A 21,966-nucleotide genomic window follows, 5' to 3' on the forward strand; every position below is an offset into this window, starting at 1 on the left:
GAGGACGGTCCGGACAATTCTGGGTGCTTCCGGACGCCCGATCAAGAAACAGGGGAATAACGACATGAAACGAATGATCCTTGGAACTGCCATGATGGTACTTGCGGCGTCTGCCGCGCATGCCGGTGACATCGGCGTGACCATTTCCCACTCCGACTCGAACCTGGCGGTTCTGGTGCAGGGCATCAAAGACGAGGCTGGCAAACTGAAACAGCCGCTGCAGATCGAATTTGCCGAAGGCGACGTCAACCGGCAGCTGTCGCAGGTTCAAAACTTCATTGCCGCCAAGGTCGATGCGATCATCGTCAACACGGTGGAAACCTCGGCCACGCCGACGATGACCAAGATGGCGGCGGATGCCGGCATTCCGCTGGTTTACGTCAACAACACGCCGAGCGACGTCAAGGAGCTCGGGCCGAAGGCGGCATTTGTCGGTTCCGACGAACATGTTGCCGGCATGCTGCAGGCAGAGGAAGTCTGCCGTGTCCTGAAGGAAGCCAAGAAGACCGACGAGGCCGGCATCCTGATCATCCAGGGCGTGCTGGCGAACGAGACGGCCGTGTTGCGCAGCAAGGCGGTTCATGACGTCGCGGCCAAGCCGGAATGCAACTTCATGAAGATCATCGACGAGCAGTCTGCCAACTGGGATCCGGTCAAGGCGCAGGATCTGATGACCAACTGGATCACCGCCGGCTACAAGCCGGTGGCGGTGCTGGCCAACAACGACGAAATGGCCATCGGCGCCGTCAACTCGCTGAAGGCGGCCGGCTGGGACATGAAGGATGTCGTCATTGCCGGTGTCGACGCCACCAAGGAAGCGATGCATTACATGCAAAACGGTGATCTCGACGTCACCGTCTTCCAGGACGCACTCGGACAGGGCGCCGGCTCGGTGGATGCTGCCGTCAAGCTCGCCAAGGGCGAGAAAGTCGAATCCCCGATGTGGATCCCCTACGAGCTGGTCAATCCGGCCAATGTCGAGAAATACCTCGCCAAGAACTGATCGCCGCTCGGCTTCGGATGTGCCCGCAAAGGCACATCCGAAGCCGGAACCTCTATGCATAGAAAGCAGAAGGTCTGCCACGATGCCGAATATCTCACCATCGACCGTCAAGGCGGTCCGGGAAAGCGGCGCTGTTCCGACAGCCGAATATCTCCTGGAGGTCAAAGATGTCCGCAAGGAATTTGCCGGAAACGTTGCGCTGGATGACGTCTCCTTCCGCCTGAGACGCGGCACGGTTCATGCCCTTATGGGCGAAAACGGTGCCGGCAAGTCCACGCTGATGAAGATCATTGCCGGCATCTACACGCCGGACGCAGGAGAGTTTTTCTTAAACGGCCTTCCCATTCGGCTCAGCAGTCCGCTCGACGCCCTCGACAACGGCATCGCCATGATTCATCAGGAGCTCAATCTGATGAACCATATGACGATTGCGGAAAACATCTGGATCCGGCGTGAACCAAAGAACCGTTTTGGTCTCGTCGATCACAAGGAACTGCACAGCCGCACCTACAAGCTTTTCGAAGAATTGGGCATTGATCTCGACCCCGACCAAAGGGTCGGTCTGCTTTCGGTTGCCAGCCGTCAGATGGTCGAGATTGCCAAGGCGGTTTCCTATGAATCGGATGTCCTGATCATGGACGAACCGACCTCCGCGCTCACCGAACGCGAGGTCGAGCATCTTTTCCGTATCATCAGGACGCTGAGGGAACGGGGAAAGGGCATCATCTATATCACCCACAAGATGAACGAGCTTTTCGAAATTTCCGACGAGGTGTCGATTTTCCGCGACGGCAAACACATCGCGACCAAGGCTGCGCAAGACCTGACCCGCGAAGAAGTCATCCGCATGATGGTGGGGCGCGAGATCTCGCAGATGTTTCCCAAGGTGGAGGCTAAAATCGGCGACGTCGTGCTCAGCGTCCGCGATCTATGTCTCAAAGGTATCTTCCAGGACGTCTCGTTCGACCTTCATGCCGGCGAGATTCTCGGGATCGCCGGGCTTGTCGGCGCCGGTCGCTCCAACATTGCTGAAACGCTCTTTGGCGTGACGCCGGCGACATCAGGTACGATCGAGATCAGAGGCAAGTCCGTCAACGTCAGTTCTCCCGCCGTCGCCATGGAAAACGGGATGGCCTTCCTCACTGAAGACCGGAAGGAATCCGGCTGCTTCCTGCTGCTGGACATTCAACAGAACATGCAGATGGCCGCCCTCCATGGCGGGTATGTGCGTCGCGGCTTCGTCGAGCAGAAGCGGCTGTCGCAGGACTGCGAGACGATGACGACATCGCTGCGGGTCAAGACCCCCGGCATGGGGGAGAAGATCCTGAATCTTTCCGGCGGCAATCAGCAGAAGGTGCTGATCGGCCGCTGGCTGCTGACAAAGCCGAGCGTCCTCATCCTCGATGAACCCACGCGCGGTATCGACGTCGGCGCCAAGGCCGAGATCCACCGAATGATTTCCACGCTCGCCTCCGAAGGCGTGGCCGTCATCATGATTTCCTCGGAACTGCCCGAGATCCTCGGAATGAGCGACCGGGTCATGACCATCCGGCAAGGACGCGTGTCCGGCATCCTCGATCGGGCTGAGGCCGATCAAGTCAAGATCATGGAGCTCGCAGCACAATGACGATAACCCCTGGGGCCACGGTTGTGGCGGAAAAGCGTGTGGTGAAGCGCAAGTTTCACAGTGAGATGTCGATGGCGCTGGTGCTGGTCGGCATTGCCCTTGCCTTCGAGATCCTCGGCTGGGTCTTCGTCGGCAGTTCGTTCCTCGGCAATGAGCAGCGCCTGTCGATCATCATCCTGCAGGTCTCGGTGATCGGCATTCTGGCCGTCGGCGTCACCCATGTCATCATCACCGGCGGCATCGACCTGGCCTCCGGCTCGGTGGTCGGGCTGGCCGCCATGGTCGCCGCCTCGCTGGCGCAAAGCTCGACAGATGTGCGCGCCCTTTATCCCGCACTCACCGATCTCTCGCCGATCTGGCCGATCCTCGCCGGCCTCATCGTCGGCCTGCTGGCCGGATGGGTCAGCGGTCTCCTGATCGCCAAGACCGGCATTCCCCCCTTCATCGCCACGCTCGGCATGATGGTCTGCGCCAGAGGTGTGGCCAAGTGGTACACGCTCGGACAGCCGATCGCTCTCCTGACGCCGCAATTCACCTGGCTCGGCAAGAGCTTCATCGTCTTCGGCTTTCCCGTGCCGCTGCCGGTGATCATCTTCCTCGGCGTCGCCGTGCTCTCCCACATCGCCCTCGGTTATACGCGCTACGGCAAATATACCTATGCGATCGGCTCCAATCCCCAGGCGGCGCGCGTCTCCGGCATCAATATCGGCGCCCATCTGATCAAGGTCTATGCCGTCGCCGGACTGCTGTCGGGGCTGGCCGGAGTGGTCACCGCAGCCCGGGCCGCATCCGCCCAGCCGACCATGGGCACCGCTTACGAACTCGACGCCATCGCCGCAGCCGTCATCGGCGGAACATCGCTCGCCGGCGGCGCAGGACGCATCACCGGAACGCTGATCGGAACCATCATCCTCGGCATCATCACCTCAGGATTCACATTCCTCAAGATCGGCTCCTACTACCAGGAGATCATCAAGGGAACCATCATCGTCCTTGCCGTCGTCATCGATCAATACAGGCGATCAAAACAAGCAAGAGCGTGAAACGACCGGTCGGCTTCGGCGAGAGAAATTCCGTCGAGAATGGCATTCAACGAATTGAAGAGGGAAGCAAATGTCTGGTTTGCAGCTACCACAGGACAAGCTGATCGAGGTTTACCGCAACATGCGGATGATCCGCCGCTTCGAGGAGCGGGTGATGGACGAGATGGCGACCGGCGACATTCCCGGCAACACCCATCTTTATGCCGGTGAGGAGGCAAGCGCCGTCGGGGTCTGCCTGCATCTCGACGAGGGCGACTACATCTCCTCCACCCATCGCGGCCATGGTCATTCGATCGCCAAGGGCGTCGACATCGACAGCATGATGGCGGAACTGTTCGGCAAGGCGAGCGGCACCTGCGGCGGCAAGGGCGGGTCGCAGCACATCGCCGATCTGCGCAAGGGCATGCTCGGCGCCAACGGCATCGTCGCAGCTGGCGCGCCGATCACCTGCGGCGCGGCCCTGAGCGCCAAGCTTCTCGGCACCAGGCACGTCGCCGTCGCCTTTGCCGGTGACGGCGCGATGAACGAGGGCGTCATGTCCGAGAGCTTCAACCTTGCCAAGATCTGGATGCTGCCGATCGTCTTCGTCATCGAGGACAACGGTTTCGGGGAAGCCACCGCCAACGAGCACGTCTCCGCCGGCAGCTTCACCCGCCGCGCCGAGAGCTTCGACATCCCCGCCATCGAGGTCGACGGGACGGATGTGTTCAGCGTCTATGAGGCGGCCGGTCAAGCCGTTGCCCGCGCCCGCAACGGTGGCGGGCCGACGATGCTGCACGTCCATGTGCCGCGCTATTACGGCCACTATAGCGGCGATCCCGACAACTACCGCACACCGGAGGAAAAGGCGGCAATGCGCCGGGAGCGCGACTGCCTGATCAACTTCCGCAAACGGGTCGCCGAGGTGTCGCTGCTCGAGGCGGCCGAACTCGACGCCGTCGATCGGGCGGTTGACGCCGAAATCGACCGCGCCGTCGCTGCCGCGCGCGCCGCACCCTTCCCGCCCTTGTCGGCTCTGACCACCGACGTCTACGTCAAGTATCTGTAAGGACGACGATCATGCCCAAGAAATCCTTCCGCCAGGCCCTCAACGAGGCGCTCCATTCGGAAATGGCCCGTGATCCGCGCGTGATCATGATGGGTGAGGATCTGACAGGCGGCGCCGGCGCCAACGGCGTCAAGGACGCCTGGGGCGGGCCGTTCGGGGTCACCCGCGGGCTGCTCGATGCGTTCGGGCCCGAGCGCATCCGCGATACGCCGATCAGCGAAGCCGCCTTCATCGGCGCCGCCGCCGGCGCGGCCCTGACCGGCCTGCGCCCGATCGCCGAGATCATGTTCGTCGACTTTGCCGGCGTCTGCCTCGACCAGATCATGAACCAGGCCGCCAAGTTCCGCTATATGTTCGGCGGCCGCGCCAAGACCCCGCTCGTCATCCGCGCCACCTATGGCGCCGGCAGCCGTTCCGGCTCCCAGCACACCCAGGCGCTCTATCCGATCTTCACCCATATTCCCGGCCTGAAGGTCGTCATCCCCTCCAATCCCTATGACGCCAAGGGGCTGCTGTTGCAGGCCATCCGTGACGACGACCCGGTCATCTTCCTCGAACACAAGATGCTTTACGACACCGTCGGCGAGGTGCCCGACGCCTCCTATACTATCCCGTTCGGCGAAGCCCGGGTGGTGCGCGACGGCAAGGATGTGCTGATCGTGGCGATCGGACGGATGGTCGGCGTCGCCGAGGAAGCGGCCCGCCAGCTTGCGGCCGACGGCATCTCCGCCTGCGTCGTCGATCCCCGCACCACCTCGCCGCTCGACGAGGAGACCCTGCTCGATGTCGCCGAAGGGATCGGCCGCATCATCATCGTCGACGAGGCCAATCCGCGCTGCAGCGTCGCCACCGACATCTCCGCGCTGTTTGCCGACAAATGCTTCGACGCGCTGAAGGCGCCGATCAAGCTCGTGACGGCGCCGCACACGCCGGTTCCCTACGCCCCCAATCTCGAAGACGTCTATGTGCCGACGCCCGACGCCGTGGCCAAGGCCGCCAGATCCATCGTAAAGAGGTAAAGCCCATGTCGCTTATCGAAGCTGTCACTGTTCCCAAATGGGGAATGACGATGACCGAAGGCACGATCACCCAATGGATGGTCAATGAGGGCGACACCATCGCCCGCGGTCAGGAAATCCTCGAGATCGAGACGACCAAGGTCACCAATGTCCTGGAGGCGGCGGCAAGCGGCACCTTGCGGCGCATCGTGCTGCAGCAGGGCACGACGGCGCCGGTCGGCGCCCTGGCCGGCGTCATCACCGACGATGCCGCGACCACTGAAGAGATCGACGCCTTCATCGCAACCTATGCCGACCGGCTGGGGGCGGGCGAGGGCGGTGACGCCGGCAGCGCAGCACCGCGCATCGTCGAGGTCGAAGGCGGCACGGTCAACCTGCTCGAAGCCGGCGAGGGCGACGATGTCGTCCTGTTCCTGCACGGCTTCGGCGGCGATCTGTCGACCTGGCTGTTCAACCAGCCGCCGCTGGCCGAGACGATCCGCACGGTCGCGGTCGATCTGCCGGGGCACGGCGCCTCGTCGCCCGTCGACGGTGATGTGCTTGCCAAGATAGTCTCGGCCGTCAGCGCCGCGGTCCAGGATCTCGCGCCCGGCAGGCTCCATCTCGTCGGCCATTCCTTCGGCGGCGCCGTCGCCGCACGGATCGCCGCCGCCCAGCCGTCGCGCGTGGCGTCGCTGACATTGATCGCGCCGGTCGGCTTGAGCCGGCAGATGAGCCGCGACTTCCTGGTCGACTTCATCGCCGCCGAACGGCGCCGGCCGCTTCTGAACGTGCTCGAGCGGCTGTTTGCCGATCCCGCCAAGATCACCAACGACATGGTCGAAGGAACCCTGCGCTTCAAGCGTCTCGAAGGCGTGCCGGAGGCATTGACGGCAATCGCCGACACCATCGCCGGCCAGGACGGCCAGTTGCTGTCGATCCGCGAACCGCTTGCCGGTCTTAACTGCCCCGTCATGCTGATCTGGGGCGAACAGGACCAGATCGTGCCCGTCCCAGACGCCGGCACCCTCCCGGCAAACCTCACTCTGCGCATCCTGCCCGATACCGGCCATATGCCGCAAATGGAGGCATCCGCCACCGTCAATCAGGCAATCCTCGAAAATATCCGCAAAGCCTCACAATAATCGGGCTGGGCCCGGCAAAACGAACCTAACCATTAAATCGGGAGTACATCCATGTCGCAACGTTTGTCAGGAAAGCGCGTCCTCCTAACCGGAGGCGTGGCAAATATCGGCCTTGCCATTCTAGAGGCTTTTGTTGCCGAGGGTGCAACCGTTTCTGTGGTCGATATCGACGCTGCCAAGGGTAGCGAAGTCGAAAAGCGCTTCGGCGACCGCGTTCGGTTTTTCAAGGCGGATATTTCGCAGGAAGACGAAATCAAGGCGGCAATCGACCAGTCGGTCACCTGGATGGAGGGGATGGACACGCTCTGCCTGAATGCCGGCATCCAGCTTTCCGGCAGGGTCGAAGACTTTTCCACGCGTGACTGGGACAAGGTGTTCACCATTAATGTCCGCGCCAATTTCATCTTCGCCAGGGAGTCGGTGAAACATCTGCGGGCCGCCGGCAAGTCTTCCATCGTGATGATGTCTTCGCTGGCCGGCAAGCGCGGCGCCCCCGGCCTGGTCGGTTACTCCTCGTCCAAAGCCGCGATCATCGGCCTCACAACCACGCTCGCAATCGAACTGGCGCGCGACGGTATCCGGGTCAATGCCGTGTGCCCGGGATGGATCGACACGCCGTTCAACCAGCCGGTCATCGATTTCATTGGGGGTCGGGAAAAGCAGGAATCGCTGGTCCCGATCGTCATTCCGCTTGGACGGCAAGCCACGCCCCAGGAGGTCGCGCCGCTCTTCGTCTATCTCGCCTCCGACGAGGCTTCCTACGTGACGGCCCAGGCGATCAACGTCGACGGCGGCATCTACAACTGATTGCGGGCAGCGGTCGAAAGCACAGAAAGGCGAGAACATGATCAAGTTGATTACACATGAGGCGGCTCTCAAAGCCCTTGAGGCCGGTGCAGCCAAAGCAAGAGAGCTCGGAGAGCCTTCGTCCCTGGCGATCGTTGATGCCGGCGGCAATCTGCTTGCCTTCCTGCGCGCCGACGACGCTGCGCTGTCGACCGTCGAAATCGCGCAGGGCAAGGCGTACACCGCTCTGGCCCTGCGCTCGCCCTCCGACAACTGGCTGGAGTTGGTCCAGCCGGGGGCAGCGCTCTACGGGCTGGATGCCCTCGGCGGGCGCCGGCCGTTCGTTGTTTTCGGTGGCGGCCTACCGGTGCGCGACGGAAAGACCGTGATCGGAGGAGTGGGCGCCTCGGGCGGGCCGGTGGAGGCCGATATCGCCATTGCTGAGGTGATGGTGGCGGTGCTGCAAGCTGGTTAAGCGTGCCTGACACGCCCGAACCAGGGGCGCCGCCGCCATTGAAGCGGCAGCGCCCCAACTTTCCATGGCTGGCAATGGGAATACGTCCCAAGCCGAACAATCAGGATGATATCATGTCTGAGCACTCTATCCGCCTCGAATGGAAGGCAGCGCCGCACGCGCAACAGCCGGCAACCTACAGTCGGGATCATAAGGCGACATACAGCGCGCAGGTCTCGGTGGCGGTGTCTGCCGCGTCTGCCTATCTCGGAAACAGCGATCTTGCCGATCCGGAGCAGCTTCTCGTCAACGCCCTGGCAAGCTGCCACATGCTCTACTTCCTGGCGATCTGCGAGGGGAACGGCTATATCGTCAGCAGCTATGAGGATGATGCCGTCGGCAAGGTATCGAAGAACCCGGATGGAACTTTCTGGGTATCGGATATCATTCTCCATCCCAAAACATCCTTTAGTTCCCAGAAACAGCCCGATCGCGAAACGCTGTCTCGACTGCATCATCGGGCTCATAAAGGATGCTTCATCGCAAATTCGATCAAAACCCATGTGTCGATCGAACTGGGCTGACATCCAACGGCAGCGGTGGTCGTACACGTTTTCTCATTATCGAAAGGAAGGTGCGGAATGAAAGATAAGCTTGTTGTTGTCGCCACGGTAACGGCGTACGAAGGAAAGCATGAGCAGCTTCGCGAGGCGCTCCTCACCCTGATCCCGATCGCGCAAACGGAGCCGGGATTCGTCCAGTATGATCTCCATGAATCGCTGGAGCGCCCAGGCGAGTTCGTCTTCTACGAGATCTGGGAGGACGAGCAATCGCTGGAAGTCCACAACAATACCGAGTCAATGAAGGCGTTCGGCGCCCGCGCCGGTCAATGGATCCAGTCGGTCAAGTTGGATAAGTACAAGCGCATCTCCTGACCCGGCCCACGGGCTCCCGGCGCAAGGACTGCCACGGGCTGCACGTGGCAAAGCCACACCCGATCAATCGGTACCGATCGGGTGGTCTTCGGCTGGAAGACCACCCGGAACCAGTGCATAATGTCCCGCAACTTTCTGCGCCAGCTGGGCCACGACGCCATTCAAGTGCGTTTCCGGACGTTTGATAAAGCTTGCCGTGAACGCCATGGTCGGCATTGTGTGGCCGACAGTCGTCAGCACCCGCAGCTTGCCGCTTGCCAGGTGATCCGAGACGACCTCGACAGGTATGGCGGCAATTCCAATACCATCAAGCGTCATACGAACGATCGAAGACAGCGAGGAGTTCGGAAACAGGCGGACGCGCTGCTGATGTGCCTTGTTGAAAAGCTCCGTGAGTTCCCGAAAAGGTTGGGTCTGCCTCGCAAAGGTGATGATCGGAAATGCCGTGAGCTCCTCCAGCGTCACGGCCTGCGGCCCCAAGGGAAAATCCGCCGGAACCACCCAGTTCAGGGGATATTCGCAAAGCGGCAGATTGGCGACGTTCCCTGAAATCACCGGTCCCATGAGAAAGGCGACATCGATGCTGTTTTCCTGAAGAGCGGCCGCGAGATTGGCGGACCCGTCGACATTGATCTCCAGAGTGATGGACGGGTATTCGTGGTTCAGTCGCTTCAGCAATTCCGGCAGCCATGTGTGGACGATGGTGTCCGAAACACCGAGCTGCACGCTCCCCTCCAAGGCATTTGCGCCGGCGACGGAAAGCACCATTTCCGTCCGGAGCGCCAGCATGCGCTCTGCATATTTCAGAATTTCACGCCCTTTGGCTGTTAAACGGCTGCCACGCTTGTCACGCTCGAACAGCCGCACCTTGAGCTCCTGTTCAAGCTGCGCAATGCGCGCGGAAACAGCCGGCTGCGTGGTATGGAGTTTTTCGGCGGCACGGTGGAAACCGCCCGTCTGAGCCACGATACAGAAGGTCTCCAAGGTGCGCAGGTCAATCATCAGGCCCGCCTGTTCTCAATAGTCCAACGACCGGCTAACCATTGACGACTATGAGACCGGATGCAAGCTGCCTCGGCGATAGGATAGGCAATCTCCCTGCCGTTGTCGCAAGAGCGATTCTCGACACTATAGGGCTGGCGCCTCGAACCGGAACGTCCCGTTCAGAAGATCCTCGTCGCGGATATCCGTGATCAGCATGCAGCCAGGACTGTGAGTCACTGCGATCGGCGGCTTGGCCTGCGCCAAAGCCACCTGCGGCGTGACACCACACGCCCAGAAGACAGGCACTTCACCTTCCTTGACCGGAACGCTGTCGCCGAAGTCGGGACGGGACAGATCCCTGATCCCGATCGCCAGGGGATCACCGAAATGCACCGGCGCCCCATGGACCTGCGGCATTGCCGCTGTAATTTCGATCGCCCTTATGGCATCGGCCGGTTTCATCGGTCGCATCGAAACCACGAACTGCCCGGAGAACGGGCCAGCCGATACGCAATCTATGTTCGTCCTGTACATCGGTACATTCGAACCGAGTTCGATATGACGAACGCCAATGCCCGCGTTCAAGAGCGCCCACTCGAAGGAAAACGAACAGCCGATCAAGAAGGAAACGAAATCATCCCGCCAGATGTGGCGGATATCGGCGATCTCCTCCACCAGCCGCCCGTCGCGGAAAACCCGGTAACTCGGAACATCGGACCGGATGTCGATGTTCCTACCGGCGTTGGCGAGAGACGGATCGCCGGGATTTCCGACGGCGAGCAACGGGCATGGCTTGGGATTTTCCAGGCAAAACCTCAGAAAATCGGTCGCCCACTGCTTTGGCAGGATCACCAGGTTTCCTTGCGCAAAACCTGGGGCCAGCCCGGAAGTCTGCCCGGCGATCGCGCCAGTCCTGACATCGTGGCGAATCTGCTCCGGCTGACGATCCAGTACCGTTTCAAGCCTGTCCATCACCAAGCATCCCTGTTCTCATGCACACACATGTGCAAGAACTCGCGATTTCGGGGCCTTTCGTCAAATCTCCATATTCGATGACCCGAGATAGATTCTGCTGATCACGCAACGTATGCGGGAGCGGCTCTTGGCGGGTTGATGCCGACCGTTTCCGGCGCAGCTGATAGAACTGCGTTATCAGACTCCATCGCCAACGACGATTTGACCTCAGGGCGGTCCGGCAGGAAAATCCGCGCTGAAACACCATGATTGGGAGGTCATTCGTGTCATCACTCCCGGGAATGGCGGCGGTTGCCGCAAGCTAAGACGAGTTGTCATCTTCGAATTCGTCCGTAGCCCCGAGTGCTCGAAACCGCGATCCAACTCCACCGCAATTCTCATTTCAAACGATCTGAGGAGCGCTCGTCGGCGCGGCAAATTTCCAAGTAAAAACAATTACATATACCTTTTTATGTGGTTGACAGGCGTCGAATACGGAGCAATACTTCCTCATCAGCCTAACGAACGTTAGGTCGATCAATAAACCTGGGAGCAGTGGTGGCGCGCAACGCCCCTTCTGCAGTCTTCAAACTTGTCAGAAGGGATTCAGCGATGACCGACAAAACGTCTCTATCCATCACCCGCCGCCAGGCTTTGAAGTTCGGGGGCGCAGCTTTATCGGCGTCTCTCTTTGCCCCGGCCGTCATCAGCAGCGCATGGGCAGCGGAAGAGCCAATCACTTTGCTGACGTGGGAGACCTATGACGAACCGGACTGGATCGCGGAGTGGCAGGCGGCCAACGGGACCGAAATCAAGCCGGTGATCATCTCCTCGCTCGACGAGGTATTCGCCCAGCTTCAGTCCGGCGCCGTGAAGCCCGATGTCATCTATTCGGAGGCCTCGACGGCGGGCCGGCTGAAGAAGGCGGGCCAGATCGCTCCGTTCGACGTCTCGAAGGTCCCCAATATTTCCAACATCCTGCCCGGGCTGAACTGGCGCGAGCCGCTGACGGTCGACGGCGCCCTGATGGGCATCCCCCTGCACTGGGGAACGCAGCCCCTGCAGTATAACGCCGATGCGATCAAGTCTGCGCCGACGACCTGGGCCGCCCTTTGGGACAAGACCTATCAGGGGAAAGTCACGATATTCGATGACGCAACCGTCACGATCCCCATGGTCGCGCTATATGTCGGCGCGAAAAATCCGTTCAATTTGACCGAGGACGAGTTCACCCTCGTCACCAATGCTTTGCGCGAGCTGCGAGCCCAGGTGCGCGTGGTCACCCGCGGCTTCGACGATGCCGCGAACGTCTATGCCTCAGGCGAAGCGGTTCTCGGCTACTGCCACAATGTGACCGTCGTCAACATCCTGAAAAAGAAGGGGCTCAACGCCAAATATTCCCTGCCGAAGGAAGGCACGCCTGCCTGGATCGAAGGGACCTATGTCACTCCGAAAGGGCAGCGTGACGTCGTCTACAAATTCCTCAACGACACGATGTCGGCAAAGTGGCAGGCGCGGTTCATGAAGTTTTCGGGAAGCAACGGCGTTTTGACGCCGGCGGCGGCGCGCGAAGCCGGCCTGACCGAAGACGAGCTGAAGAACACCAATATTCTCGACTCCGATGATCCGAGCTTCAAGGACAATCTCGTCTTCTTCAAAGAACCCGAGAACGTCGAACGCCGTATCCAGCTCTGGAACGACTTCCTGGCCGGCACGCTCTGACGTCCGCAATCCAGCTGGAGAACGACAATGGGAACACATGAAACCGGCTCCGTGCTTTCGCTCGTCGGCGTTTCGAAAACCTATGACGGCGCCCAAAAACCGGCGCTCGACCAGGTGTCTTTCTCGGTCAAGCCCGGGGAATTCTTTTCCATCCTCGGGCCGAGCGGCTCAGGAAAGACGACAATTCTAAGGACGGTAGCCGGCTTTGAAAAGCCTGATACCGGCCAGATCGTCATGGCAGGCGAGGTGGTCAACTCGGTCGCTCCGAATAAGCGCGATGTCCGAACCGTGTTCCAGAGCTACGCCCTTTTCCCGCACCTCACGGTGCGGGAAAACGTCGAATATCCGCTCCGGATGAGGGGCGAGGCGAAGCCGACCCGGCGGACGAAAGCCGAGGAAGCGCTGGCGCTTACCGAAATGGTAACGTTTGCCGACCGGCTTCCGCACCAGCTTTCCGGCGGCCAGCGTCAGCGTGCCGCGCTGGCCCGGTCCATCGTATCGCGACCGAGGCTTCTGCTTCTCGACGAACCGCTCGCCGCTCTCGATCTTCGCTTGCGCCAGCAAATGCAACACACATTGGTGGCTCTGCAGAAAGAACTCGGCATCGCGTTCATGTATGTTACCCACGACCAGGGCGAAGCCCTGTCGATGTCCGACCGCGTCGTCGTCCTGCAGGACGGCAAGATAGCCCAGCTCGCCACCCCCCGCGAAATATACTTTGCCCCGCAAAACGAGTTCGTTTCGCGTTTCGTCGGCCGCTCCAATCTCGTCGCCGTCAATTTCGAACCGTCCGATACCGGATTCGTGGGACGCGTGGAGGGGATCAAGGTTCCGGGACTGACTGCCAAAAAGGGCGGAACGGCGCGGATGGCGATCAGGTACGAAGCGATACAGGTGAAACCGCTCGATGAGGCGGAAGGGGCGCCCGACACCATTCCCGGCGTTGTGGAAGATGTCCTTTTCCTTGGCACCAACTGCGAGGTGAACGTCCGCTGCGGCGGCGTCAATCTCATCGGCACGGTGCCGGCAGTGCGCCACTCGACATTCACGGTGGGCCAGCCGGTCAAGGTCGCCTTCGATGCAGCAAACACGCAGGTCTTCCATGACTGAGATCATTGCACCGGCACTGCCCGCACGCGCCGCTGCGCGGCATGCACGTTTTCCGCTGGGCTTTCGCCTTTCGAGCGTGCCGGTATTGGCGTGGCTGTTTCTGATCGTTGTCCTGCCGAACGTGCTTCTGGTCGGAATAAGCTTCCTGAAGAGCTCGGCGGGCGTCATCATCTTCGAGCCGTCGCTGATCAACTATTCGAGGATGTGGAATTCGGCGGGCTTCTGGGTCCTGCTGATCAGAACGCTCTCGTTCAGCTTCTTTGCCTGCATATTCGCGACCCTCATCGCTTATCCGCTCGCTTTCTATGTCGGGCGCGTCGCCAAACGAAACAAAGCGCTTCTGACGATGCTGATCGTCCTGCCCCTCTGGATCAGCCTGCTCATGCGGATCTTTGCATGGCGCGTCATCCTTGGCCAATCCGGTGTTCTCAACGGCTTTCTGGTGTCGAGCGGGATCCTCGATGCTCCGTCCGAGGCGTTTCTCTACAGCCCAAGTTCCGTCATCATCGTCTTCGCCTACATTTCGGTGCCTTTTATCTTCATTTCCACCATGGGCGCTTTCGAGAAGATCCCAAGCGATCTGATCGAAGCCTCGGAGGATTCAGGGGCGACGGCGCTACAGACATTCCGTCATCTGATATGGCCCCTGACACGACGAAATCTGGCAATTGGCTTTTCGCTCGCCTTCCTCGTGACCGTTGGCGATTTCGTCACACCGGCAATGATCGGCGGTATCGACGGAACCACGCTGGGCGTCGTCATCTCGACCCAATTCGGCTTTGCGAACAACTGGCCCTATGGTGCTGCCGTTGCCGTTGCCCTGATGCTGAGCGTCGTGGTGCTTCTCGGCATCATCATCGCCCTGACCCCGGTGCGGGGGGTCATGGTCGGCGGAGAAGGCGATCAGTCCCCATCGTCGAACGGGGCAAGCTCGACCGGCTTCGGCCGGCGTTTGGGAGGGATCGGCTATATCGCGGCCATTGCTTATCTCTATGCGCCGCTCGCCATCATCATCCTCTTCTCGTTCAATTCGGCAAACCTTCAAACGCTTCCGTTGGAAGGGCTGACGCTGCACTGGTACCACCAGCTCCTGGACGATGCTTCCCTGATCGAAGCGGCTCAGCGCTCGGTGATCGTGGCAGCATGCGTGGTTTCCATATCGGTCCTGGTCGGAACGATATTTCCGCTGATTGTCCACTACGCCAAGCTGAAGGGTGCCCGCTTCTATGAAATGGCGTTCGCGCTTCCGATCGCCACACCGGGCGTCGTGCTGGGAATCGAGATGGTTCTCGGAACGGAGATCTTCGGAATTCCCTCAGGCATCACCCGCATCGTCATCGGACAGATGAGCTTCGTCATGCCGGTGACCTTTCTGCTGCTGCTCGTTCGGCTTCGCCGGCTCGATCCCAGCCTCATGGAAGCATCGTTGGATCTTGGCGCGAGCCGCTGGCAAAGCTTCGTTCATGTGCTGTTTCCGATGATCAAGGGAACGATCCTGGCCGGCGCGTTTCTCGGCCTGACCCTTTCGGCAGACGATGTCATGGTAACCCTCTTCCTGTCCGGCGGAGCACCAACCCTGCCGATCTGGGTTTTCAACCAGATGCGCTTTGGCTTCACGCCATCGGTCAACGCGGTGTTCTCGATCCTGCTGATCATGTGTCTTGTCATCGTGACGATCGGGAACTGGAAAACGGCAGCGAAGCACGCCCGTGCAGCCCACTGAAGCGCAGCGAGATGGGTTCTCGTCGGCCAGGACGGGGCGGTAACGACAATCGGATGAGCGCCGTTTTGATGCGGTCATCCGCCCAAGAATGAGTTTTCTAAAGAAGGAGACTGCGATGGTGGAAAGACTGGATTGGCCGATGAGCGGCATCGAGGGATTTGACCGGGGCTTCTCGACGGTCGACGGCGTGAGGCTGCACCATGTCAGCGGAGGGCGTCCAGACGGCGAGGTGGTCGTATTGTTCGCCGGTTTCCCCCAGAGCTGGTACGCGTGGCGTAAAATCCTGCCGGCGCTCGCCGCCAAATACCGGGTCATTGCCTTGGATCTTCCCGGGCAAGGTGATTCAGATCGCCCGGTTGGCGGCTGCGATACGACAGGCATTGCCAAGATCGTGCGAGGCCTTGTCGAAAAATTGGGTGCCGGTCGGCACTATCTTGTCGCCCATGATATCGGCGCTTGGGTCGCCTATCCCTACGCAGCGCTTTACGGAAACAGCGTTCTTGGGCTGGCCATTCTCGATACGGGAATCCCCGGCATCAGTCTTCCCGATGCTCTGCCCTGGTCGCCCGAAGTCGCCTGGCGCACGTGGCACGTTGCCTTTCACAACGTCCCCGACTTGCCGGAGGCGCTCATTGAAGGTCGGGAGGACATCTATCTCAACTGGTTCCTGCAACGCAAAGCGGCCAATCCGCAAGTGTTTTCCGAAAGCGACTTCGACGAATACCTGCGCGTTTTCCTCTATGGCGGCCTGAAGGGTGGCCTTGCCTATTACCGGGCAGTCTCGTTGTCTGCGGAGCAAAACCGAGAGCTTGCCGCCAAGGGAAAGCTTGAAATGCCGGTCCTGGCCGTGCGCGCCGATCAAGGTTCCATGCCTGACCTCGTCGCACAATTGCAGAAGATCGCGACCAATGTCCGTGGAACCGCGATCGAAAACTGCGGCCACTATCTGGCAGAAGAACAACCGGACGCGCTGGTGCGCGAGCTCCTGCAGTTTTTCAGGTGAACCCGTATCGACAACCCATCCTGCCCAAGAGGGATGGGTTGTTCCGGCTGCGGTTGATCGCGGTGATCGACCGCAGCCCGCCGTTTCAGCGCCGACAACGGTGCGAACGGCACGCATCAACATATGCCGCAGAGATCACAAAGGAGGGAAGCAATGTCTGGTTTGCAGCTACCACAGGACAAGCTGATCGAGGTCTACCGCAACATGCGGATGATCCGCCGCTTCGAGGAGCGGGTGATGGACGAGATGGCGACCGGCGACATTCCCGGCAACACCCATCTTTATGCCGGTGAGGAGGCAAGCGCCGTCGGGGTCTGCCTGCATCTCGACGAGGGCGACTACATCTCCTCCACCCATCGCGGCCATGGTCATTCGATCGCCAAGGGCGTCGACATCGACAGCATGATGGCGGAACTGTTCGGCAAGGCGAGCGGCACCTGCGGCGGCAAGGGCGGGTCGCAGCACATCGCCGATCTGCGCAAGGGCATGCTCGGCGCCAACGGCATCGTCGCAGCTGGCGCGCCGATCACCTGCGGCGCGGCCCTGAGCGCCAAGCTTCTCGGCACCAGGCACGTCGCCGTCGCCTTTGCCGGTGACGGCGCGATGAACGAGGGCGTCATGTCCGAGAGCTTCAACCTTGCCAAGATCTGGATGCTGCCGATCGTCTTCGTCATCGAGGACAACGGTTTCGGGGAAGCCACCGCCAACGAGCACGTCTCCGCCGGCAGCTTCACCCGCCGCGCCGAGAGCTTCGACATCCCCGCCATCGAGGTCGACGGGACGGATGTGTTCAGCGTCTATGAGGCGGCCGGTCAAGCCGTTGCCCGCGCCCGCAACGGTGGCGGGCCGACGATGCTGCACGTCCATGTGCCGCGCTATTACGGCCACTATAGCGGCGATCCCGACAACTACCGCACACCGGAGGAAAAGGCGGCAATGCGCCGGGAGCGCGACTGCCTGATCAACTTCCGCAAACGGGTCGCCGAGGTGTCGCTGCTCGAGGCGGCCGAACTCGACGCCGTCGATCGGGCGGTTGACGCCGAAATCGACCGCGCCGTCGCTGCCGCGCGCGCCGCACCCTTCCCGCCCTTGTCGGCTCTGACCACCGACGTCTACGTCAAGTATCTGTAAGGACGACGATCATGCCCAAGAAATCCTTCCGCCAGGCCCTCAACGAGGCGCTCCATTCGGAAATGGCCCGTGATCCGCGCGTGATCATGATGGGTGAGGATCTGACAGGCGGCGCCGGCGCCAACGGCGTCAAGGACGCCTGGGGCGGGCCGTTCGGGGTCACCCGCGGGCTGCTCGATGCGTTCGGGCCCGAGCGCATCCGCGATACGCCGATCAGCGAAGCCGCCTTCATCGGCGCCGCCGCCGGCGCGGCCCTGACCGGCCTGCGCCCGATCGCCGAGATCATGTTCGTCGACTTTGCCGGCGTCTGCCTCGACCAGATCATGAACCAGGCCGCCAAGTTCCGCTATATGTTCGGCGGCCGCGCCAAGACCCCGCTCGTCATCCGCGCCACCTATGGCGCCGGCAGCCGTTCCGGCTCCCAGCACACCCAGGCGCTCTATCCGATCTTCACCCATATTCCCGGCCTGAAGGTCGTCATCCCCTCCAATCCCTATGACGCCAAGGGGCTGCTGTTGCAGGCCATCCGTGACGACGACCCGGTCATCTTCCTCGAACACAAGATGCTTTACGACACCGTCGGCGAGGTGCCCGACGCCTCCTATACTATCCCGTTCGGCGAAGCCCGGGTGGTGCGCGACGGCAAGGATGTGCTGATCGTGGCGATCGGACGGATGGTCGGCGTCGCCGAGGAAGCGGCCCGCCAGCTTGCGGCCGACGGCATCTCCGCCTGCGTCGTCGATCCCCGCACCACCTCGCCGCTCGACGAGGAGACCCTGCTCGATGTCGCCGAAGGGATCGGCCGCATCATCATCGTCGACGAGGCCAATCCGCGCTGCAGCGTCGCCACCGACATCTCCGCGCTGTTTGCCGACAAATGCTTCGACGCGCTGAAGGCGCCGATCAAGCTCGTGACGGCGCCGCACACGCCGGTTCCCTACGCCCCCAATCTCGAAGACGTCTATGTGCCGACGCCCGACGCCGTGGCCAAGGCCGCCAGATCCATCGTAAAGAGGTAAAGCCCATGTCGCTTATCGAAGCTGTCACTGTTCCCAAATGGGGAATGACGATGACCGAAGGCACGATCACCCAATGGATGGTCAATGAGGGCGACACCATCGCCCGCGGTCAGGAAATCCTCGAGATCGAGACGACCAAGGTCACCAATGTCCTGGAGGCGGCGGCAAGCGGCACCTTGCGGCGCATCGTGCTGCAGCAGGGCACGACGGCGCCGGTCGGCGCCCTGGCCGGCGTCATCACCGACGATGCCGCGACCACTGAAGAGATCGACGCCTTCATCGCAACCTATGCCGACCGGCTGGGGGCGGGCGAGGGCGGTGACGCCGGCAGCGCAGCACCGCGCATCGTCGAGGTCGAAGGCGGCACGGTCAACCTGCTCGAAGCCGGCGAGGGCGACGATGTCGTCCTGTTCCTGCACGGCTTCGGCGGCGATCTGTCGACCTGGCTGTTCAACCAGCCGCCGCTGGCCGAGACGATCCGCACGGTCGCGGTCGATCTGCCGGGGCACGGCGCCTCGTCGCCCGTCGACGGTGATGTGCTTGCCAAGATAGTCTCGGCCGTCAGCGCCGCGGTCCAGGATCTCGCGCCCGGCAGGCTCCATCTCGTCGGCCATTCCTTCGGCGGCGCCGTCGCCGCACGGATCGCCGCCGCCCAGCCGTCGCGCGTGGCGTCGCTGACATTGATCGCGCCGGTCGGCTTGAGCCGGCAGATGAGCCGCGACTTCCTGGTCGACTTCATCGCCGCCGAACGGCGCCGGCCGCTTCTGAACGTGCTCGAGCGGCTGTTTGCCGATCCCGCCAAGATCACCAACGACATGGTCGAAGGAACCCTGCGCTTCAAGCGTCTCGAAGGCGTGCCGGAGGCATTGACGGCAATCGCCGACACCATCGCCGGCCAGGACGGCCAGTTGCTGTCGATCCGCGAACCGCTTGCCGGTCTTAACTGCCCCGTCATGCTGATCTGGGGCGAACAGGACCAGATCGTGCCCGTCCCAGACGCCGGCACCCTCCCGGCAAACCTCACTCTGCGCATCCTGCCCGATACCGGCCATATGCCGCAAATGGAGGCATCCGCCACCGTCAATCAGGCAATCCTCGAAAATATCCGCAAAGCCTCACAATAATCGGGCTGGGCCCGACGAACTGTTCAAGCAGCTAATGAAAAACAGGCGGGCATCTGACTGGTAACCGCCCCTCGCCAAACACAGAAAAGGAAGGCATCAGTCGTGAGTAATTATAGCGGTAAGGTGGTGGTCATCACAGGCGCAGGCTCCGGAATGGGGCGCGCCATGGTCGGGGAATTTGTATCCAGGGGCGCCTATGTCGCCGCTCTGGACATCAATCTGGCTCGTGCTGTCGAAACGGTCGAAAAACTTTCTACGCCGGATAAGGCCTATCCGCTGCAGGCAGACGTGAGCGACGCCGGAAGCGTCGAAAGCGCCGTCAAAGCAATCATCGAGCGCTGGGAAAGAATCGATCTTCTTTGCAACAACGCGGGAATTCTGGACGGGCATGCTCCTGCCCACGAGGTCAGCCTCGAGGAATGGAACAGGGTTCTGGCCGTCAATCTTACCGGGCCTTTCCTCATGGCCCGCGCCATTATTCCGCATATGCTTTCGCAGGGGAAAGGTGCAATCATCAACACGTCGTCGACGTCCGGGTTCAGCGCAGCCGGCGGCGGGTCGGCTTATACCGCTTCTAAGCACGGTGTGATCGGCTTGACGCGCCAGATGACCTTCGAATACGGCGCGCGCGGGATCCGCGTGAACGCGATTTGCCCCGGAGCCACCGCAACGCCCTTGGCTCTGCCGGAGCACAACGCCGCATCGCCCGATATGGATCTTGCAATCAGCAAAGTTCCCGCACGTCGCTGGTGCCAACCGGAAGAAATCGCGAAACTGGCGGCCTTTCTCGGCAGCGACGACGCCGATTACGTTCATGGAAGCGCCTATGTGATGGATGGCGGATGGCTTACGGCCGCGCGAGACCCGTTCTGATGTTCGAGTTCGTGGCAGCAGCTGAACCTAAAGGACCGCTCGGTCGAGCACTGACGTGCCGAGCCTTCACAAGTTTGGCATCGATCGCAGCAATCGGTGGTGCTTGCGCCACCGCAACCTGTTGACTTCAACGATGTCGCGACATTCACTGCGTCAGCCACTGCAAGGATTATGTAATGAGCCTTCCGCCTCGCGTGATGAACGCGCGCAATCTGTTCAAGCAGCATCTGGATCAACGCGATTGGTCCGACTTGACCCCGGGTCGGCGCCGAATTCTGGAGGTGTTTTTAAAGCTCGCAACGTTCGAAGGTTATTCGGCCGTGACGATGCGGCTGCTCGCCAAGGAAGCCAACGTTAAAGCTTCCAGCATTTATTTTCATTTTCCCGAGGGACGCAGTGAAATCGTCGCGGAGTCGCTGCGCTGGCACTACAGCAACTGGGGATACGCCGTTCTCGACGCGATCGACAAGACAAGCAGCATCGACGAGTTCTGGGATGCCCTGGTTGTTACAGCCGCAAAACGGCAGATTTCACATCCTGCAAGCGATCTATGGGATCTCCTTGTCCGAATGGACCGGATCGGAGGGTTCCTGGACATCGAATTTCGTCATGAGATCGATTATTGGCTGGATCTTTGTGCCGGCCTGTTTGAAACGGCAGCAGAGGAGATGGGATATCTTCCGAGCAAACGCACTGTTCGCGCCATAATGGCGCTGCTTGATGCAGCAAGTACATGGTGCGAATGGTCGGGGGATCCAGCCGAACTCGAGGCATGTGCCGACCAGGCCGTGTTGCTGTCACGGAGGATCCTGACGTCGCAGGAAAAGATTACGCGGGCCGCGCGTAGCTGCAGCGGGGGATAACCAGCCGACTTGATGAGAAGCATTTCGAGGAACGGCAAAGGCAACGAAGGAGATTTGCCTGACCGCCTCGGATCGTCGCGGTACGGCCCGCGCTCCGGCGTACCCCGGCAGATTGCCGGCGGGCGCGATCCCGGGATGCTTCAGCGGTGTAAAACCGCCGTCTCCTGGCTATCGTCGCCAAGAACGTAATATCTGAAAGCCGCCAGTTTCGCTTCAGCCTGCCGGTTTTGCAATTCGCTCAGAACATTCCCCTCGTGTGCGACAAAGGTCGCCACCGCGCGCAGGTTCAACAGAATGGCGACACCGAGCGCGAGGGCTATGAGAACGATGACCCGATCACCAGAAATTTCGCCGTAATAGCGCATCTCTATTCCCCTTGTGTTCAATCATCTTACGCCGCTTAAATCCTGCGTCAACGAAA

22 protein-coding genes are annotated in these 21,966 nt (G+C 61.1%); 19 read left to right on the plus strand and 3 right to left on the minus strand.

Annotation, left to right across the window (positions count from 1 at the left end; all coding sequences use genetic code 11):
* Nucleotides 1-64 precede the first annotated feature (64 nt).
* The 10 genes from AMK05_RS30525 (at nucleotide 65) to AMK05_RS30570 (ending at nucleotide 9,039) form a co-directional block, all read left to right on the plus strand.
* Entirely contained in the window at nucleotides 65-1,003 is a 939-nt protein-coding gene (locus AMK05_RS30525; RefSeq protein ID WP_064843940.1) for a substrate-binding domain-containing protein, read from the plus strand.
* A gap of 82 nt (nucleotides 1,004-1,085) precedes the next feature.
* Nucleotides 1,086-2,630, plus strand: coding sequence for a sugar ABC transporter ATP-binding protein (locus AMK05_RS30530; protein WP_064843941.1), 1,545 nt, complete (start codon nucleotides 1,086-1,088; stop codon nucleotides 2,628-2,630).
* Nucleotides 2,627-3,673 (plus strand): ABC transporter permease, encoded by a 1,047-nt coding sequence (locus tag AMK05_RS30535; protein WP_064843942.1) that lies wholly within the window; start codon nucleotides 2,627-2,629, stop codon nucleotides 3,671-3,673. The genes AMK05_RS30530 and AMK05_RS30535 overlap by 4 nt, the downstream gene beginning before the upstream one ends.
* Nucleotides 3,674-3,743: 70 nt before the next feature.
* The gene (locus AMK05_RS30540; RefSeq protein WP_082935802.1) at nucleotides 3,744-4,721 is read left to right on the plus strand and encodes a thiamine pyrophosphate-dependent dehydrogenase E1 component subunit alpha; all 978 of its coding nucleotides are present in this window, start codon (nucleotides 3,744-3,746) and stop codon (nucleotides 4,719-4,721) included.
* A gap of 11 nt (nucleotides 4,722-4,732) precedes the next feature.
* Nucleotides 4,733-5,740: an alpha-ketoacid dehydrogenase subunit beta gene (locus tag AMK05_RS30545; RefSeq protein ID WP_064843943.1), complete on the plus strand. Its 1,008-nt coding sequence runs from the start codon at nucleotides 4,733-4,735 to the stop codon at nucleotides 5,738-5,740.
* A gap of 5 nt (nucleotides 5,741-5,745) precedes the next feature.
* Complete coding sequence (locus AMK05_RS30550; RefSeq protein WP_064843944.1) at nucleotides 5,746-6,864, plus strand: acetoin dehydrogenase dihydrolipoyllysine-residue acetyltransferase subunit; 1,119 nt, start codon at nucleotides 5,746-5,748, stop codon at nucleotides 6,862-6,864.
* A 51-nt stretch (nucleotides 6,865-6,915) separates the two neighbouring features.
* Nucleotides 6,916-7,671 (plus strand): SDR family NAD(P)-dependent oxidoreductase, encoded by a 756-nt coding sequence (locus tag AMK05_RS30555; RefSeq protein ID WP_064843945.1) that lies wholly within the window; start codon nucleotides 6,916-6,918, stop codon nucleotides 7,669-7,671.
* A 37-nt stretch (nucleotides 7,672-7,708) separates the two neighbouring features.
* On the plus strand, nucleotides 7,709-8,125 hold the full coding sequence (locus tag AMK05_RS30560) for a GlcG/HbpS family heme-binding protein (RefSeq protein WP_064843946.1): 417 nt from the start codon (nucleotides 7,709-7,711) through the stop codon (nucleotides 8,123-8,125).
* Between the two features lie 113 nt (nucleotides 8,126-8,238).
* Nucleotides 8,239-8,688, plus strand: coding sequence for an OsmC family protein (locus AMK05_RS30565; protein WP_064844966.1), 450 nt, complete (start codon nucleotides 8,239-8,241; stop codon nucleotides 8,686-8,688).
* A gap of 57 nt (nucleotides 8,689-8,745) precedes the next feature.
* The gene (locus AMK05_RS30570; protein ID WP_064843947.1) at nucleotides 8,746-9,039 is read left to right on the plus strand and encodes a putative quinol monooxygenase; all 294 of its coding nucleotides are present in this window, start codon (nucleotides 8,746-8,748) and stop codon (nucleotides 9,037-9,039) included.
* A 63-nt stretch (nucleotides 9,040-9,102) separates the two neighbouring features.
* On the opposite strand, the gene AMK05_RS30575 is transcribed toward AMK05_RS30570, so the two are convergent.
* On the minus strand, nucleotides 9,103-10,041 hold the full coding sequence (locus AMK05_RS30575) for a LysR family transcriptional regulator (RefSeq protein ID WP_064843948.1): 939 nt from the start codon (nucleotides 10,039-10,041) through the stop codon (nucleotides 9,103-9,105).
* Between the two features lie 126 nt (nucleotides 10,042-10,167).
* Nucleotides 10,168-10,995, minus strand: a complete 828-nt coding sequence (locus AMK05_RS30580) for a putative hydro-lyase (RefSeq protein WP_064843949.1) — start codon at nucleotides 10,993-10,995, stop codon at nucleotides 10,168-10,170.
* A 594-nt stretch (nucleotides 10,996-11,589) separates the two neighbouring features.
* On the opposite strand from AMK05_RS30580, the gene AMK05_RS30585 reads away from it, so the two are divergent.
* The 9 genes from AMK05_RS30585 to AMK05_RS30625 all read left to right on the plus strand — a co-directional run bounded on the left by AMK05_RS30585 (nucleotide 11,590) and on the right by AMK05_RS30625 (nucleotide 21,545).
* Nucleotides 11,590-12,699, plus strand: coding sequence for an extracellular solute-binding protein (locus tag AMK05_RS30585; RefSeq protein WP_064843950.1), 1,110 nt, complete (start codon nucleotides 11,590-11,592; stop codon nucleotides 12,697-12,699).
* A gap of 27 nt (nucleotides 12,700-12,726) precedes the next feature.
* Nucleotides 12,727-13,809: an ABC transporter ATP-binding protein gene (locus tag AMK05_RS30590; RefSeq protein ID WP_064843951.1), complete on the plus strand. Its 1,083-nt coding sequence runs from the start codon at nucleotides 12,727-12,729 to the stop codon at nucleotides 13,807-13,809.
* On the plus strand, nucleotides 13,802-15,532 hold the full coding sequence (locus AMK05_RS30595; protein ID WP_064843952.1) for an ABC transporter permease subunit: 1,731 nt from the start codon (nucleotides 13,802-13,804) through the stop codon (nucleotides 15,530-15,532). The genes AMK05_RS30590 and AMK05_RS30595 overlap by 8 nt, the downstream gene beginning before the upstream one ends.
* A gap of 115 nt (nucleotides 15,533-15,647) precedes the next feature.
* Nucleotides 15,648-16,535 (plus strand): alpha/beta fold hydrolase, encoded by an 888-nt coding sequence (locus AMK05_RS30600; RefSeq protein WP_064843954.1) that lies wholly within the window; start codon nucleotides 15,648-15,650, stop codon nucleotides 16,533-16,535.
* Between the two features lie 153 nt (nucleotides 16,536-16,688).
* Complete coding sequence (locus AMK05_RS30605) at nucleotides 16,689-17,666, plus strand: thiamine pyrophosphate-dependent dehydrogenase E1 component subunit alpha (RefSeq protein ID WP_082935802.1); 978 nt, start codon at nucleotides 16,689-16,691, stop codon at nucleotides 17,664-17,666.
* An 11-nt stretch (nucleotides 17,667-17,677) separates the two neighbouring features.
* Complete coding sequence (locus tag AMK05_RS30610; protein ID WP_064843943.1) at nucleotides 17,678-18,685, plus strand: alpha-ketoacid dehydrogenase subunit beta; 1,008 nt, start codon at nucleotides 17,678-17,680, stop codon at nucleotides 18,683-18,685.
* A 5-nt stretch (nucleotides 18,686-18,690) separates the two neighbouring features.
* Entirely contained in the window at nucleotides 18,691-19,809 is a 1,119-nt protein-coding gene (locus AMK05_RS30615; protein WP_064843944.1) for an acetoin dehydrogenase dihydrolipoyllysine-residue acetyltransferase subunit, read from the plus strand.
* 153 nt (nucleotides 19,810-19,962) lie between these two features.
* Nucleotides 19,963-20,682 carry an SDR family oxidoreductase gene (locus AMK05_RS30620; RefSeq protein WP_210293551.1) on the plus strand — a complete coding sequence of 240 codons (720 nt, stop codon included), beginning with the start codon at nucleotides 19,963-19,965 and terminating at the stop codon, nucleotides 20,680-20,682.
* A 176-nt stretch (nucleotides 20,683-20,858) separates the two neighbouring features.
* A complete protein-coding gene (locus AMK05_RS30625) occupies nucleotides 20,859-21,545 on the plus strand; it encodes a TetR/AcrR family transcriptional regulator (RefSeq protein WP_064843958.1) in 687 nt (228 codons plus the stop codon).
* Nucleotides 21,546-21,685: 140 nt separating this feature from the next.
* Here the strand turns inward: AMK05_RS30625 and AMK05_RS30630 are convergent, their stop codons facing one another.
* Nucleotides 21,686-21,910 (minus strand): hypothetical protein, encoded by a 225-nt coding sequence (locus AMK05_RS30630; RefSeq protein ID WP_064843960.1) that lies wholly within the window; start codon nucleotides 21,908-21,910, stop codon nucleotides 21,686-21,688.
* Nucleotides 21,911-21,966: the final 56 nt, after the last annotated feature.

The sequence above is a fragment of the Rhizobium sp. N324 genome (assembly GCF_001664485.1).
GTDB lineage: Bacteria > Pseudomonadota > Alphaproteobacteria > Rhizobiales > Rhizobiaceae > Rhizobium.

Excerpts from the sequence above, each read along its gene's own strand:
- AMK05_RS30625 (WP_064843958.1), top strand. The coding sequence starts at position 20,859 with ATGAGCCTTCCGCCTCGCGTGATGAACGCGCGCAATCTGTTCAAGCAG.
- AMK05_RS30540 (WP_082935802.1), top strand. The coding sequence starts at position 3,744 with ATGTCTGGTTTGCAGCTACCACAGGACAAGCTGATCGAGGTTTACCGC.
- AMK05_RS30555 (WP_064843945.1), top strand. The coding sequence starts at position 6,916 with ATGTCGCAACGTTTGTCAGGAAAGCGCGTCCTCCTAACCGGAGGCGTG.
- AMK05_RS30580 (WP_064843949.1), bottom strand. The coding sequence starts at position 10,995 with ATGGACAGGCTTGAAACGGTACTGGATCGTCAGCCGGAGCAGATTCGC.
- AMK05_RS30560 (WP_064843946.1), top strand. The coding sequence starts at position 7,709 with ATGATCAAGTTGATTACACATGAGGCGGCTCTCAAAGCCCTTGAGGCC.
- AMK05_RS30535 (WP_064843942.1), top strand. The coding sequence starts at position 2,627 with ATGACGATAACCCCTGGGGCCACGGTTGTGGCGGAAAAGCGTGTGGTG.
- AMK05_RS30575 (WP_064843948.1), bottom strand. The coding sequence starts at position 10,041 with ATGATTGACCTGCGCACCTTGGAGACCTTCTGTATCGTGGCTCAGACG.
- AMK05_RS30610 (WP_064843943.1), top strand. The coding sequence starts at position 17,678 with ATGCCCAAGAAATCCTTCCGCCAGGCCCTCAACGAGGCGCTCCATTCG.
- AMK05_RS30630 (WP_064843960.1), bottom strand. The coding sequence starts at position 21,910 with ATGCGCTATTACGGCGAAATTTCTGGTGATCGGGTCATCGTTCTCATA.
- AMK05_RS30570 (WP_064843947.1), top strand. The coding sequence starts at position 8,746 with ATGAAAGATAAGCTTGTTGTTGTCGCCACGGTAACGGCGTACGAAGGA.
- AMK05_RS30600 (WP_064843954.1), top strand. The coding sequence starts at position 15,648 with ATGGTGGAAAGACTGGATTGGCCGATGAGCGGCATCGAGGGATTTGAC.
- AMK05_RS30585 (WP_064843950.1), top strand. The coding sequence starts at position 11,590 with ATGACCGACAAAACGTCTCTATCCATCACCCGCCGCCAGGCTTTGAAG.
- AMK05_RS30545 (WP_064843943.1), top strand. The coding sequence starts at position 4,733 with ATGCCCAAGAAATCCTTCCGCCAGGCCCTCAACGAGGCGCTCCATTCG.
- AMK05_RS30550 (WP_064843944.1), top strand. The coding sequence starts at position 5,746 with ATGTCGCTTATCGAAGCTGTCACTGTTCCCAAATGGGGAATGACGATG.
- AMK05_RS30590 (WP_064843951.1), top strand. The coding sequence starts at position 12,727 with ATGGGAACACATGAAACCGGCTCCGTGCTTTCGCTCGTCGGCGTTTCG.
- AMK05_RS30525 (WP_064843940.1), top strand. The coding sequence starts at position 65 with ATGAAACGAATGATCCTTGGAACTGCCATGATGGTACTTGCGGCGTCT.
- AMK05_RS30620 (WP_210293551.1), top strand. The coding sequence starts at position 19,963 with ATGGGGCGCGCCATGGTCGGGGAATTTGTATCCAGGGGCGCCTATGTC.
- AMK05_RS30615 (WP_064843944.1), top strand. The coding sequence starts at position 18,691 with ATGTCGCTTATCGAAGCTGTCACTGTTCCCAAATGGGGAATGACGATG.
- AMK05_RS30595 (WP_064843952.1), top strand. The coding sequence starts at position 13,802 with ATGACTGAGATCATTGCACCGGCACTGCCCGCACGCGCCGCTGCGCGG.
- AMK05_RS30565 (WP_064844966.1), top strand. The coding sequence starts at position 8,239 with ATGTCTGAGCACTCTATCCGCCTCGAATGGAAGGCAGCGCCGCACGCG.
- AMK05_RS30605 (WP_082935802.1), top strand. The coding sequence starts at position 16,689 with ATGTCTGGTTTGCAGCTACCACAGGACAAGCTGATCGAGGTCTACCGC.
- AMK05_RS30530 (WP_064843941.1), top strand. The coding sequence starts at position 1,086 with ATGCCGAATATCTCACCATCGACCGTCAAGGCGGTCCGGGAAAGCGGC.